The organism is Pseudomonas sp. NPDC098740, from assembly GCF_044760065.1.
GTDB classification, from domain to species: domain Bacteria; phylum Pseudomonadota; class Gammaproteobacteria; order Pseudomonadales; family Pseudomonadaceae; genus Aquipseudomonas; species Aquipseudomonas rossensis.
Map to the genome: position 1 here is coordinate 54,783 of NZ_JBIWAM010000024.1, position 14,071 is coordinate 68,853.

Below are 14,071 nucleotides of genomic sequence, written 5' to 3' on the forward strand. Positions count from 1 at the left end.
ATAGTTTTGTTATCGGCCGTTTTTGCCGATCATTAATTTTTTGAGCGTGTTTTCTCATGATTGAGCAACCTGCGGCCTGCCGCATCCATGTCGAGGCCTTGGCCGCGACTTTTCAGCCACAGGCCGAACAATGGGCCGAGCGCCTGGGTTTGCCGATGCAGGTGGATGACGGTGAGTTTGCCTTGCAGGTCGGCGAGCAGGGTTTGCAGCTGCAGCAACTGGGTCCGGACGCGCCGGGGCCGGTGCGGGTGGACTTTGTCGAGGGCGGTGCGGCCCATCGCCGCTTGTACGGCGGCGGCAGCGGTCAGATGATCGCCAAGGCTGTCGGGGTTGCCCAAGGCGTGCGTCCGCGCGTGCTGGATGCCACGGCGGGGCTGGGTAAAGATGCGTTCGTGCTGGCGAGCCTGGGCTGCGAGATGAGCCTGATCGAGCGTCAGCCGCTGATTGGCGCGTTGCTTGAAGATGGCCTGGCACGCGGCGCGGAAGACTTTGACGTGGCGCCGATTGTGGCGCGGATGCGCTTGCTCAAGGGTAATTCGATCGAGGTGATGCGCAATTGGGAAGGCGAGCCGCCGCAGGTGATCTACCTCGACCCGATGTTTCCCCATCGTGAGAAAACGGCCTTGGTGAAGAAGGAAATGCGCCTGTTCCGGCCGCTGGTGGGCGATGACCCGGATGCGCCTGCACTGCTCGAAGCGGCGTTGGCGTTGGCCAGCCATCGAGTGGTGGTCAAGCGCCCACGCAAGGCGCCATGCATCGAAGGGCCGAAGCCGAGTCATGCGCTGGATGGTAAATCGAGCCGGTATGACATTTACCCGAAGAAAGCGCTCAAGCCTTAAGACCGCGACGCGCCCACACTGGATCTATGCAACACCGTAGATCCCCTGTGGGAGCGAGCCTGCTCGCGAAGGGGCCAGATCGGACAACCGAAACCTATCAGGCTGACTCAGGCCGATACGCCCGCATAAACAACTCCACCACTTCCTGCACATGGCTCTCGGCCGCATCCCCGGTCAGCGGCTCGCCGCAGCCATAAAGCAGCCTGAAATTCCCCGCACCCTTGAGCAAGCAGAAGAAATGCTCGGCCGCATTGCGCGGTTTGTCGATGCTCAACGCGCCGCTTTGATCAACCTTGGTCAGCAACCGCTCCATGCCATGCAGCATGCGCTCAGGCCCGGCCTCGAAGAAGATCAGCGAGAGTTTCGGGTCCTGGCTGCCCAGCGTCATCATCAGCCGATGCAGGTTGACCGATTCGTCGCTGTTGATCAGTTGATGAAAGCCACGCGCGATGTTTAACAGCACCGTTTCTACGGCAGTGCCGTCCGGCAATTCGAAAAACAGCGTCGGCAATTGCTCTTCGCACTTGGCCATCACGGCGGCGGAGAACAGCGTCTCCTTGTCGTTGAAATGGCTGTAGACCGTCAACTTCGACACACCGGCCTCGGCCGCCACGGCGTCCATGCTGGTATTCGCATAACCCTTGCTCAGAAACAGAATTTTCGCCGCATCGAGGATCGCCTGGCGCTTGGCCAGATCCTTGGGACGGCCCGGGCCGTTGGGTACTGAAAGATTGTTAGGCATATGCGCTTTTATTACTGGACTGGTGAGTTTGCTATTAATAACATACCGCTCAGTATAATTATTCCAAGCACCATTAGCGAAAGGTCCTTCACCATGTTCCGCTATGCCTTGCCCCTCGCGTTGCCAGTCAGTCTGGCGTTTTTATTGTCTGCGTGTGGTCACGAAGAGGCGCCTCAAGTCACCGTTCGCCCGGCCATGGTCGTGCAGCCAGAGCCGTCGTCCCAGGCGATGGAAAGTTTTCCCGGTGAAGTCCGCGCTCGCTATGAGCCGGAGCTGGCGTTTCGCATTGGCGGTAAAGTCAGTCGACGACTGGTCGAAGAGGGGCAGCGGGTCAAGGCTGACCAACCTTTGGCGGAGCTCGATCCCCAAGACGTGCGCCTGCAACTGGAAGCCACCCGGGCCCAGGTCGCCGCTGCCGAGGCCAACCTGAGCCTGGTGCGCGCCGAACGTGATCGCTACAAGACCCTGATGGACCGTCAGATGGTCAGCCGTTCGCAGTACGACAATTCCGAAAACCTTTACCGATCCGGTGAAGCACGCCTCAAGCAAATCAAAGCCGAATTCAACGTTTCGACCAATCAGGCCAGTTACGCCGTGTTGCGTGCCCCTCAGGATGGGGTTGTGGCTAAACGCGCGGTTGAAGTCGGGCAAGTGGTGGCGGCTGGGCAAACCGTATTTACCCTTGCCACCGATGGCGAGCGCGAAGTGTTGATCAGCGTGCCGGAGCAGAGCTTTGGCCGCTTCAAGGTCGGTCAGCCAGTGTCAGTCGAACTCTGGACCCAACCCGACCAACGTTTCGCCGGGCGCATCCGTGAGCTGTCGCCCGCTGCCGACCCAAAATCGCGCACCTTTGCCGCCCGCATCGCCTTCACCGCCGGCAAGGTTCCCGCTGAACTCGGCCAGAGTGCCCGGGTGTTCGTTCAGACCTCCGATGTGGTGCCGCTATCGGTGCCGCTTTCCGCGCTGACAGCGGAAAACGGCGCGACCTACGTCTGGGTCGTCAATGCCAACAATACCCTGAAGAAAACCCCGGTCCGGGTGGGAGCCTTCGGCGAGAAAACCGTACCGGTACTTGAAGGACTGAACGCCAGCGATTGGGTGGTGGCCGCTGGCGTCCATGTGCTGCTTGAAGGGCAGCAGGTGCGTCCGGTGGATCGCTCCAACCGCGTGGTCAATCTGGCGGACAAGGAGTAATCCCCGATGGGTTTCAATCTTTCCGCATGGGCACTGCGTAATCGCCAGATCGTACTGTTCCTGATGCTCTTGCTGGCCATTGTCGGCGCACTGTCCTACACCAAACTCGGCCAAAGTGAAGACCCGCCGTTCACCTTCAAGGCCATGGTAATTCGTACCAACTGGCCGGGGGCCACGGCGCAGGAAGTGTCGCGCCAGGTCACCGAGCGTATTGAAAAGAAACTGATGGAAACCGGCGAGTACGAACGCATCGTTTCGTTCTCCCGTCCGGGCGAGTCCCAAGTGACGTTCGTTGCCCGTGATTCCATGCACTCGGTGGAAATCCCGGACCTCTGGTACCAGGTTCGCAAAAAAATCAGCGACATTCGTCATACCCTGCCACCGGGCATCCAGGGGCCATTCTTCAATGATGAGTTCGGCACAACGTTTGGCAATATCTACGCGCTGACCGGCGAAGGTTTTGATTACGCGGTGCTCAAGGACTACGCCGACCGCGTGCAGATTCAGCTGCAACGGGTCAAGGATGTGGGCAAGGTCGATCTGCTCGGGTTACAGGACGAGAAGATCTGGATCGAACTCTCCAACGTCAAACTCGCCACCCTGGGTCTACCTTTGTCGGCGGTGCAGCAGGCCCTTGAAGAGCAGAACGCGGTGTCTACCGCCGGGTTCTTCGAGACCTCCAGCGAGCGATTGCAGCTACGCGTCTCGGGGAATTTTCAGACGGTCGAAGAGATCAAGAGCTTCCCGATCCGCGTCGGTGATCGTACGTTCCGCATCGCCGATGTGGCGGATGTGCGTCGGGGTTTCAACGATCCGCCAGCGCCGAGCATGCGCTTCATGGCGGAAAACGCCATCGGTCTGGCCGTGGCCATGAAGGATGGTGGCGACATTCTGGTGCTGGGCAAGGCGTTGGAAATCGAGTTCGACCGGATCCAGAAAAATCTTCCTGCCGGTATGCAGATGCGCAAGGTCTCCGACCAGCCCGCCGCCGTGAAAAGCAGTGTCGGTGAATTTGTTCAGGTGCTGGTGGAAGCGCTGGCAATCGTCCTGCTGGTGAGCTTCTTCTCCCTCGGCGTGCGCACCGGCATGGTGGTAGCGCTGGCGATTCCATTGGTATTGGCGATGACATTCGCCTGCATGTATTACCTGGGAATCGGCCTGCACAAGATTTCCCTCGGGGCGTTGGTACTGGCGCTGGGTTTGTTGGTGGACGACGCGATCATCGCCGTGGAAATGATGGCGATCAAAATGGAGCAGGGCTTCGACCGGATCAAGGCGGCCAGTTACGCCTGGACCAGCACCGCATTCCCGATGCTCACCGGTACGCTGATCACCGCGGCCGGCTTCCTGCCGATTGCCACTGCGCAATCGGGTACCGGCGAATACACCCGTTCGATCTTCCAGGTGGTGACCATCGCGTTGCTGGCCTCGTGGGTTGCCGCTGTTGTGTTTGTGCCTTATCTGGGGGAAAAACTCCTGCCGGATCTGGCGAAGATTCATGCAGCCAAACATGGCGTCGGCGACGGCCAGCCCGACCCTTACGGCACGCCGTTCTATCAGCGGGTCAGACGCCTGGTGGAGTGGTGCGTACGGCGGCGCAAGACGGTCATTGTCCTGACGGCCGTGATGTTTATCGGTTCTGTCATCCTGTTTCGCTTTGTTCCGCAACAGTTCTTCCCGGCATCGGGTCGTCTGGAGTTGATGGTCGATCTGAAACTGGCGGAAGGCGCCTCGTTGAGCAACACCCGCGATGAGGTCAAACGCCTCGAAGCACTGCTCAAGGATCACGCCGGTATCGACAACTATGTCGCTTACGTTGGCACCGGTTCGCCACGTTTTTACCTGCCGCTGGATCAACAACTTCCTGCAGCAAGCTTCGCGCAGTTTGTCGTCCTGGCCAAAACCATCGAGGAGCGCGAAGTCCTGCGCACTTGGCTGATCGAAGCCCTCAAGGAACAATTCCCGGCCCTGCGCGCGCGGGTGACACGTCTGGAGAACGGGCCACCGGTTGGCTATCCGATGCAGTTCCGGGTCACCGGTGAGCACATCGAGGAAGTCCGCGCGCTGGCCCGTAAAGTCGCGGCCAAGGTTCGCGAGAACCCGCACGTGGTCAACGTCCATCTGGATTGGGAAGAACCGAGCAAAGTCGTTTATCTGAACGTCGATCAGGACCGCGCCCGGGCGCTTGGCGTGAGCACCGCGAACCTGTCGAAGTTCCTGCAAAGCTCTCTGACCGGTTCCAGTGTCAGCCAGTACCGTGAAGACAACGAGTTGATCGAGATTCTGTTGCGCGGCACATTGCACGAGCGCACCGAACTGTCATTGCTGCCAAGCCTGGCGGTGCCGACTGACAACGGTCGCAGCGTGGCGCTGTCGCAAATCGCGACGCTGGAATACGGCTTCGAAGAAGGCATCACCTGGCACCGCAACCGCTTGCCGAACGTGACGGTCCGCGCCGACATCTACGGCAAGGAACAACCGGCGACGCTGGTGAAGCAGATCATGCCGACCCTCGATCCGATTCGCGCCGAATTGCCGGACGGGTATTTGCTGGAGGTCGGTGGCACGGTGGAGGACTCGGCTCGCGGGCAGAATTCGGTGAAGGCCGGTGTACCGCTTTTCATCGTGGTGGTGCTGACGTTACTGATGCTGCAACTGCGCAGTTTCTCACGCACGGTAATGGTGTTTCTGACGGCGCCTTTGGGTTTGATCGGTGTGACCTTGTTCCTGATAGTGTTCCGTCAGCCGTTCGGTTTCGTCGCCATGCTCGGCACCATCGCGCTGTCCGGGATGATCATGCGTAACTCGGTGATTCTGGTGGACCAGATCGAGCAGGACATTGCTTCCGGGCTCAAGCCTTGGCAGGCGATTATTGAAGCCACGGTGCGGCGCTTCCGGCCGATTGTGTTGACTGCACTCGCGGCGGTGCTGGCGATGATTCCGCTGTCGCGCAGCGTGTTTTTCGGGCCGATGGCGGTGGCGATCATGGGCGGGTTGATTGTGGCAACGGCGCTGACGTTGCTGTTTTTGCCGGCGCTGTATGCGGCGTGGTTCCGGATCAAAAAGGACCCAGCCTAACCTCTGTAGGAGCAAGCTTTGCTCCTACAGTTGTTTCAGAACCTTCTGATATTGAGTCAGAGAGGTCTGAGTGCTGTACTCAAAACTCAGTTCTACGAGTTTTTGAGACAGCAATAATGAAAAAGCCGCCCATTTTGAGGGGAAGGACCGACCCGGTATTCGATCTGTTGGGGACGTCGCCCCACAAGGAACGCCTCTCGGACTACCTTGCCTTGCTCAAGCCGCTGGACGATCAGGGGCGTTATCTGCCTTTCGATGAGTTGCGCTACCGCTGGGCGCAAGGGCTGGATTCGAATCTGTGCTGGGCGCTGGTGAAGAAAGCCCGGACTGCGCAGTACTCAAGTCTTTTGCCTCTGGGCGAGCCGCTTCAATGGGGCAGTTTCGTGCTCACGCCGCTGGCGCAGAAAGCTATTTCCGCCGTCGATCGACAAGCCACAACGGCCGCGCTGGAGTACATGACCAGTCAGATCGGTGAACACGCGCATTTCAGTTATCTGTTGAATGACTTGATCGAAGACGAAGCCATCAGCAGCAGCCAGCTCGAAGGCGCGGCGACCACGACGCGGGTGGCCAAGGACATGCTCAAGCGTAACCGCCTGCCGCGCACGCCGGATGAGCGAATGGTGATCGGCAACTACAAGATGATGAATTTCGCCTGGGAAAAGCGTTATGACGCCCTGAGTGTCGAACTGATTTCAGCCATGCACCGGGTGGGTGTCGAGGGCATTGATGACACGCAATATTCGCCGGGGGAGTTCAGGGGCAACGATGATGTGGTGGTGCAGGACGGCGAGGGCAACACCGTGCATACACCGCCGCCCGCAGCAGGGCTGGTGTCACGATTGCGGGTGCTGTCGACGTGGATCAACCAGCCCCACAACGATCCCGATCAAGTGGATTACGTTCATCCACTGATCAAAGGCATCGGGCTGCATTTTGCGTTGGGTTATGAGCATCCTTTTCGCGATGGCAACGGTCGGGTGGCGCGCGCGCTATTTTACTGGTTCATGTTCAAGAATGACTTCTCTGCCTTTCGCTACATTGCGATCAGCATCTTGCTGCGCAGTGCGCCGGTGAAATACGGGCGGTCTTATCTGAACACTGAGGCCGATGACCTCGATCTGACTTATTTCATCGATTTCCAGTGTTCGGTCATCCTGCGGGCTGTCAGCGGTTTCACCGAGGCATATCGGAAAAGTCTGGCGTATGCCGAAAGCTTTGATCGCTGGTTGTTGGAGTCCGGCTTTTTTGACCGTTTGACCGAGAAGCAGCGAGCCGTATTCCAGGTAGCCAAGAGCGGGATGGCCAAGGAGTTTACGGCGGTCAATGTGAAGGAGAATCTGGACTGTTCGTACAACACTGCGTCGGCCACATTGAATGGGCTGGTCGAATTGGAGGTGTTTGAGAAAAGGAAGATGGGGCGCGAGTGGGTGTTCTTTCTGCGGGCTCAAAACACAACCCCGTTCTGACCGTTCCCACGCAGAGCGCGGGAACGGTCACCGGGAGAGAGTATTAGAGGGTGCCAAACACCTTCTTCGCCAAACTGGTCGCTGCCGCCGCAGGATTCTGGCGAATGGTTTCTTCCTGTTTACCAATCATCTCGAACAGACCGTTCAACGCCTGCTCGGTCACGTAGCTTTCGATGTTGGCGTTCTTCGCGTCCACCACGCCCAGCGTCGCGGCTTGTCCGGCGAACGAGTTGTACTGCTTGGCCAGGCCCACCTGGTCGGTGGCTTGCTTGACGATTGGCAGGAACTTGACGCGGATCTGTTCGCGGCTGGTTTTGCTCAGGTACTGAGTGGCCGAGTCCTTGCCACCGCTGAGAATGCCCTTGGCATCCTCCACGCTCATCTTCTTCACCGCGTCCACCAGGATCGGCTGGGCCTGGGTCACGGCGGTTTCAGCCGCTTTGTTCATGCTGGTCTCCAGCTGATCGACCTGGTCGCCCATGCCGAACTGTTTCATCTTGCTGGCGACTTTGCCCAGTTTGCCCGGCAGTTCGATTTTCACGTCCGGGTTGTTGCTGAAGCCGCCCGGCGTGCCGAGTTGTTTCACGGCCAGTTGCGCGCCTTGAGTCAGGGCATCTTTGAGGCCGCCGGTGGCGTCCTTTTGCGACAGGTCGCTGAGTGACAGCGCCAGGGCGCTGGCGGAGATCATCAAGCCTGCGCACAGGCCGGCGAAGCGAAGGGTAGGGCGGAGCATGGCAGCTTCCTTGTTCAAAATAGAGAATTAGCGGGCGGCGTCGACGCGGATTTTCAGTGGCTGCGGATCGCTGCCATCCAGCTGCACGGCGTGATGTTCGGTGGTGATGAACATCAGTTCGCCATTCACTTCGATCCGTGCGCTGACCGAGTAACGATGGCCCGGTTTGACCTGCGTTGGATCGTAACTCAGATGAAAGGGCAGCGGCACCTGGCCTTTGACCGGACCTTTCTGTTCGCCAAGGACCACGGCGGGCGCGTCGGCCAGGGAAACGTCCTGCAAGCTGACGCTTAAGGTAGCGCTGGGCGGCAGGGCAATTCGTTGCAGGTAGAAGACTTCGCCATCGAGGGAGTTTTTAGCGGCGGGTTGCATCGACTGACAGGCGCCCAGCAGGGTGGTCATGGCCAATAAAGAGAGTTTTTTCATCGGAGATCTCCAGTAAATATGGGAGCGGGCGTGCTCGCGAAGGCGGTGTGTCAGACAACAGAGGTGTTGAAAGTTAAACCGCTTTCGCGAGCAAGTCGAAACGTCGCACCGCCGCTCCCACAGGTATTGCATTAAGCCTCGGGCTTTGTGGCGACCTGATCCGCCGCATCTTCACTGCGATGCAACGCGACCTGACGGATCGACAAGCGAATCTCCGCCGGCAACACCCGCTTGGCCGCACCTTCGGCCAGTTCGCCGAGCAGTTCGTGATAGCTCAGCTTGCCGGCCTCATCGCGCTTGAGCACGTCGAGGTCGAGCATGGTCTGGATGAAGTGGCGGAACAGGCTCTTGTCGAAGAACTCCGGGGCGTTGAGGCCATGCAGAATCGACAGGCGCTGGGCCATGACCGTGCACAGGTCTTCCAGCTCTTCGGCGCTGATGCTGTTCTGACCGCTGTTGAGCAGCAGGGAAACGGTCATGTAGAAACGTTGCAGGGTCTGGGCGATGCTTTTCGACAGCAGCGTCAGCAGTACGAAATGCCGCGAGCTCGGCGCCGGACGCAGGTAAACGTCCTTCTCAAAACGCAGCAGACCTTGCTCGACGAAGGCTTCGAGCCATTGGTCGATCACCGCATCCAGTTCCTCCAGCGACCAGCGAATGAACAGCTCCGATTGCAGGTACGGGTACAGCGCGCGGGTGTAGCGCAGGATCTGTTCGCGGCTCATGCGCGAGGCGCTCTGGAAGAAGCTCGCCAGCAACGCAGGCAAGGCGAAGATGTGCAAAACGTTATTGCGGTAGTAGGTCATCAGGACGGCGTTCTGCTCGTCCAGATACAGAATCTTGCCCAGGGCATCGCTCTGCTCGGACAGCAGATCCATGTCCTTCACATGCTCGATCAGCGCCCGGCCGTCACCTTGCGGCAGGGTGGTGTGCGGCGAATACGGGACCTTGCGCAACAGCGCCAGATACAGATCAAGCACCCGCGCCATAGCGCGGTCGTCCAGGGCCAGACGGCTGGTGGACAGCAGTGCCAGAGCCACCAGGTTGACCGGGTTGATCGCCGCGGCTTCGTTGAGATGCTGCGCGACTTTCTCGCCCAAACGGTTGGTGGTTTCGTTGAGCCAGGCCGGTTTGAATTGCGGACCGAGTTCCTGTTTACGCCAGTCTGGCTGTTCGCTGTCGAGGAATTCCGCCAGTTTGATCGGTTCGCCGAAGTTCACCGCCACCTGACCGAAACGCTGCTTGAGCGCGCCGATGACTTTGAAGATGTCGAAGATCGATTCTTTCTTCTTGCTCGCGCCACGCAGTTCGCCGAGGTAGGTTCGGCCTTCCAGCACGCGCTCGTAGCCGATGTAGACCGGGATGAACACGATGGGCATCCGCGACGAACGCAGGAAGCTGCGCAGGGTGATCGCGAGCATCCCGGTTTTCGGTTGCAGCATGCGCCCGGTGCGCGAGCGGCCGCCCTCGACGAAGTATTCGACCGGGAAACCTTTGGTGAACAGAGTGTGCAGGTATTCGTTGAACACCGAGGTGTAGAGCGGGTTGCCCTTGAAGGTGCGGCGCATGAAGAACGCACCGCCACGGCGCAGCAGGCTGCCGATCACCGGCATGTTGAGGTTGATCCCGGCGGCGATGTGCGGCGGGGTCAGGCCGTTGCGAAACAGCAAGTAGGACAGCAGCAGATAGTCGATGTGGCTGCGATGGCACGGCACGTAGATCACTTCGTGACCCTGAGCGACCTTCTGCACGCCTTCGATGTGGTTGACCTTGATCCCGTCGTAGATCTTGTTCCAGAACCAGCTCAACACCACTTCCAGAAAGCGGATCGCGGTGTAGGTGTAGTCGGAGGCGATCTCGTTGCCATAGCGCAGGGCCTGGGCCTTGGCTTTCTCCGGAGAGATGTTTTCACGCTCGGCTTCGTCGAGGATCGCTTGCTTGACCAGCGGCTGATTGAGCAGGCCTTTGACCAGATTGCGACGGTGGGAAATGTCCGGGCCGATCACCGCCGCTTTCAGGTTGCGGAAGTGCACCCGCAGAATTCGTTGGGCCATGCGCACGGTGCGCTCGTGGCCTTTGTTGTGGTCGATCAGTTCGCGCAAATGGATCGGCGCCGAGAACTGCACCCGGGTTTTGCGCCCCAGCACGATGATGCTCAACAACCGACGCAGGCGCCCGGTGACTGCCCAGCTGTCGGCGAAGAGCAGTTTCCACGGGCTCGATTCGCTGTCCGGCGATTGGCCCCAGAACACGCTGACCGGAATGATCTGCGCGTCTTCGGCAGCATTCTGGCTCAGGGCGCTGACCAGGCGAGTCAAGGTCGGCGGTGCACCACGCTTGTCCTGACGGCCCAACCAATCAGGCTCCGGCGTGAGGTAAAAGAACGCCGCAGGTTCCTCCAGCGTACCTACCGAGACCGGCAACACCGGGCGGGGCAAACCCGCCTTGCTGCACTCGGTATCGACCACGGCCAGGTCGGTCCGCGAAGGGTTTTGCAGGACGTAGAACACCGGACGGCTGCGGTCGAGGTTGAGGGTGAACGACGACTGATTGATCGTCTCCGAGCGAACCCAGAGGTAGAGCAGTCGGCGCAGGGTGCCAAACACAAGACGGCGGAACGGGGAACGGGTCATACGGCTTCTACGTGAATGGATAAAACCGAGCGTTTGCTTGGGCGGTCGATAGTGTGCCGTATTCGCCGAAAATCGGCAAAAAAGCGCCTAAGTAAACTTGAGTTGAGAGTTTTGCCGGCTGTCATATACTCGGCCGTTCAAAATAAAAACAAGGGGGTACTGACATGGCTACGCGCGAGACCGGCAATGTGAAGTGGTTCAACGACGCCAAGGGCTACGGCTTCATTCAGCGCGAGGACGGGGTGGACGTGTTCGTGCACTACCGCGCGATTCGCGGCGAAGGGCATCGCTCCCTGGCTGAAGGTCAGCAGGTGGAATACGGCGTGGTGACTGGCGAGAAAGGCTTGCAGGCTGAGGATGTGGTGGGGTTGTAAACCCGATCCCCGGATCACCTAAAACCACTGTGGGAGCGAGCTTGATCGCGATATCGGACTGACATTCAACATTGATGTTGACTGAAAGGGCCTCATCGCGAGCAAGCTCGCTCCCACAGGTTTTGTGTACAGCTTTTAGGTGGTTTTCCAGGTGATTTCTTCTTCACCATCCGCGCTGATGCGCATCCAGCGATCCGCTGTCTCTTCACCTTCTTCCTCGACCCAGCTACCCGGCGCGCAACGCACTTCGACGTTCAGCGCGGCAAAGGCTGCGCGGGCGCAGGCGATGTCGTCTTCCCACGGGGTCTGGTCGCTGTCCAGGAACAGGCTGTTCCATTTGCCCACGGCTTTCGGCAGCCAGGTGACCGACACGTTGCCGGCCTTGCACTTGTAGGTCTGGCCTTTCTGGACCCAGTCGGTGCATGGGCCCAAAGCAGTGCCGAGCCAGGCCGCGACGGCTTTGTAGTCGACGTCGGCGTCTTTCAGGTAAATCTCGATATCGGGTTGGCGCATGGATGTCCTCACTGCGGGTCTGAAAAATCCATTCGCGGATTTAGCCGGCCTCAAGCTGTTTGCTCAAGACCAAAATTTAAGAGTTTATTGAAGAACAAAATAATCGTAGCGCATCGACACGGTGACCTCGAACGGCTCGATCTGTTCGATGACCGCCGCCCGACGTTCAGCACTGGCGCGCCAGCCGTGGGGCGTCATGGCCAACAGGTTCGCCCGGTCCTGACCACTTTCCAGCGTCAGTTTGAACTCCAGGGTTTCACTGTGCTGCAGCGCCATGCCTTCCGGCACCAGGGCCAGATGCTTGTCGTCGGTGTACTCACGGACTTCGTCGTACAAACGTTCGCGCAATTCCATCAGATGGCCGCTGGTCGGCCCGACTTTCATCAAGCCACCACCGGGGCTGAGCAGGCGCTTGGCTTCCTCCCAATCCAGCGGGCTGAAGACGCTGGCGAGAAACTGGCAGCTGCCAGAGGCCAACGGTACCCGCGCCATGCTGGCGATCAACCAGGTCAGCTGTGGGTTGCGTTTGCAGGCGCTTTTGACGGCTTCCCGGGAGATGTCCAACGCGTAACCGTCGGCGTTCGGCAAGGCCTCGGCGATTTGCGCGGTGTAGTAACCCTCGCCACAACCGATGTCCAGCCAGCGCTGGGGCGCGTATTGCGCCGCCAGTTCGGCCAGACGCTTGGCCACCGGCGCGTAATGGCCGGCGTTCAAGAAGTCGCGACGGGCTTCGACCATCGCCAGGTTATCCCCAGGGTCGCGGCTGTTCTTGTGCTGCACCGGCAACAGGTTCAGGTAACCCTGACGCGCACGGTCGAAACGATGCCCGGCGGGGCAGGCCACGCCGTTGTCCACCGCGTTCAGCGGTTCGCTGCAGATCGGGCAGGCGAGCATCAGGCGAGCAACTTGATCAGGGTCTGGTAATAGATTTCAGTCAGCACATCGAGATCGGCAGCCAGCACACGCTCGTTGACCTGGTGGATCGTCGCGTTGACCGGGCCAAGTTCAACCACTTGTGTGCCCATGGTCGCGATGAAGCGTCCGTCGGAGGTGCCGCCGCTGGTGGACGCTTTGGTTTCACGACCGGTGATGTCCTTGATGCTCGACGCGACAGCATCCAGCAGGGCGCCCGGTTCGGTGAGGAACGGCAGGCCGGACAGCGCCCAGTCGATGTGCCAGTCCAGGCCATGCTTGTCGAGGATGTCAGCGACGCGCTTTTGCAGGCCTTCCACGGTCGATTCGGTAGAGAAGCGGAAGTTGAACACCGCCACCAGATCACCCGGGATCACGTTGGTCGCGCCAGTGCCGGAGTTCACGTTGGAGATCTGGAAGCTGGTCGGCGGGAAGAAATCGTTGCCGTGGTCCCAGTGCTCGGCGGCCAGTTCGGCCAGTGCTGGGGCAGCAAGGTGAATCGGGTTTTTCGCCAGGTGCGGATAGGCCACGTGACCTTGCACGCCGCGCACGGTCAGCTTGGCGCCGAGGGAGCCGCGACGGCCGTTCTTGACCACGTCACCCACCAGGGTGGTGCTCGACGGTTCGCCGACGATGCACCAGTCCAGACGCTCCTTACGGGCGGCAAGGCGTTCGATCACAGCTTTGGTGCCGTGGTGCGCTGGGCCTTCTTCGTCGCTGGTGATCAGGAAAGCGACCTTGCCCTTGTGATCCGGGTAGTCGGTGACGAAACGCTCGGCCGCCACGGTCATGGAAGCGAGGCTGCCTTTCATGTCTGCTGCGCCACGGCCGCAGAGCATGCCGTGTTCGTCGATCAGCGCGTTGAACGGGTCGATCTGCCAAGCGGTCACCGGGCCGGTCGGGACCACGTCGGTGTGACCGGCAAAGCACAGCACCGGGCCGTCGTGTTTACCGTGGGTGGCCCAGAAGTTATCCACATCTTCGATGCGCATTGGCTCCAGCGCAAAACCGGCATCGCCCAGGCGCTGCATCATCTGCTTCTGGCAATCGGCGTCGACCGGCGTCACGGACGGACGGCGGATCAGGTCGATGGCGAGTTGAAGGGTCGGCGAAAGGTCGGCGTGGGCCGTCATGGGGAACTCCGAAAGCTGGGGGGCA

The 14,071-nt window shown here is 59.8% G+C and carries 12 protein-coding genes; 5 read left to right on the forward strand and 7 right to left on the reverse strand.

Going from position 1 to position 14,071, the window contains the following annotated elements:
* The first annotated feature begins 56 nt into the window (after positions 1-56).
* Entirely contained in the window at positions 57-839 is a 783-nt protein-coding gene (locus ACIQU2_RS23605) for a class I SAM-dependent methyltransferase (RefSeq protein WP_403144264.1), read from the forward strand.
* A gap of 97 nt (positions 840-936) precedes the next feature.
* Here the strand turns inward: ACIQU2_RS23605 and ACIQU2_RS23610 are convergent, their stop codons facing one another.
* Positions 937-1,581, reverse strand: a complete 645-nt coding sequence (locus tag ACIQU2_RS23610) for a TetR/AcrR family transcriptional regulator (RefSeq protein WP_347804801.1) — start codon at positions 1,579-1,581, stop codon at positions 937-939.
* Between the two features lie 93 nt (positions 1,582-1,674).
* Here ACIQU2_RS23610 and ACIQU2_RS23615 point away from each other — a divergent pair, with 93 nt between their 5' ends.
* From ACIQU2_RS23615 to ACIQU2_RS23625, 3 genes are all read left to right on the forward strand, one after another.
* Complete coding sequence (locus tag ACIQU2_RS23615) at positions 1,675-2,775, forward strand: efflux RND transporter periplasmic adaptor subunit (protein ID WP_403144266.1); 1,101 nt, start codon at positions 1,675-1,677, stop codon at positions 2,773-2,775.
* Between the two features lie 6 nt (positions 2,776-2,781).
* Entirely contained in the window at positions 2,782-5,853 is a 3,072-nt protein-coding gene (locus ACIQU2_RS23620; RefSeq protein ID WP_403144267.1) for an efflux RND transporter permease subunit, read from the forward strand.
* A gap of 116 nt (positions 5,854-5,969) precedes the next feature.
* Positions 5,970-7,322 (forward strand): Fic family protein, encoded by a 1,353-nt coding sequence (locus tag ACIQU2_RS23625; RefSeq protein ID WP_403144269.1) that lies wholly within the window; start codon positions 5,970-5,972, stop codon positions 7,320-7,322.
* Between the two features lie 43 nt (positions 7,323-7,365).
* Here ACIQU2_RS23625 and ACIQU2_RS23630 read toward each other — a convergent pair whose 3' ends face one another.
* From ACIQU2_RS23630 to plsB, 3 genes are all read right to left on the reverse strand, one after another.
* The gene (locus ACIQU2_RS23630; protein ID WP_403144270.1) at positions 7,366-8,055 is read right to left on the reverse strand and encodes a DUF4197 domain-containing protein; all 690 of its coding nucleotides are present in this window, start codon (positions 8,053-8,055) and stop codon (positions 7,366-7,368) included.
* A 27-nt stretch (positions 8,056-8,082) separates the two neighbouring features.
* Entirely contained in the window at positions 8,083-8,481 is a 399-nt protein-coding gene (locus tag ACIQU2_RS23635; protein WP_403144272.1) for a YbaY family lipoprotein, read from the reverse strand.
* A 131-nt stretch (positions 8,482-8,612) separates the two neighbouring features.
* On the reverse strand, positions 8,613-11,114 hold the full coding sequence (gene plsB, locus ACIQU2_RS23640) for a glycerol-3-phosphate 1-O-acyltransferase PlsB (RefSeq protein ID WP_403144274.1): 2,502 nt from the start codon (positions 11,112-11,114) through the stop codon (positions 8,613-8,615).
* Between the two features lie 164 nt (positions 11,115-11,278).
* Between plsB and ACIQU2_RS23645 the strand changes: the two genes are divergently transcribed.
* A complete protein-coding gene (locus ACIQU2_RS23645; RefSeq protein WP_008146705.1) occupies positions 11,279-11,488 on the forward strand; it encodes a cold-shock protein in 210 nt (69 codons plus the stop codon).
* A gap of 135 nt (positions 11,489-11,623) precedes the next feature.
* Here ACIQU2_RS23645 and ACIQU2_RS23650 read toward each other — a convergent pair whose 3' ends face one another.
* The 3 genes from ACIQU2_RS23650 to dapE all read right to left on the reverse strand — a co-directional run bounded on the left by ACIQU2_RS23650 (position 11,624) and on the right by dapE (position 14,046).
* On the reverse strand, positions 11,624-12,001 hold the full coding sequence (locus ACIQU2_RS23650; RefSeq protein ID WP_403144277.1) for a hypothetical protein: 378 nt from the start codon (positions 11,999-12,001) through the stop codon (positions 11,624-11,626).
* A gap of 84 nt (positions 12,002-12,085) precedes the next feature.
* Positions 12,086-12,895 (reverse strand): putative RNA methyltransferase, encoded by an 810-nt coding sequence (locus ACIQU2_RS23655; protein ID WP_403144278.1) that lies wholly within the window; start codon positions 12,893-12,895, stop codon positions 12,086-12,088.
* The gene (gene dapE, locus ACIQU2_RS23660) at positions 12,895-14,046 is read right to left on the reverse strand and encodes a succinyl-diaminopimelate desuccinylase (RefSeq protein WP_403144280.1); all 1,152 of its coding nucleotides are present in this window, start codon (positions 14,044-14,046) and stop codon (positions 12,895-12,897) included. Before dapE ends, ACIQU2_RS23655 begins: the two co-directional genes overlap by 1 nt.
* Positions 14,047-14,071: the final 25 nt, after the last annotated feature.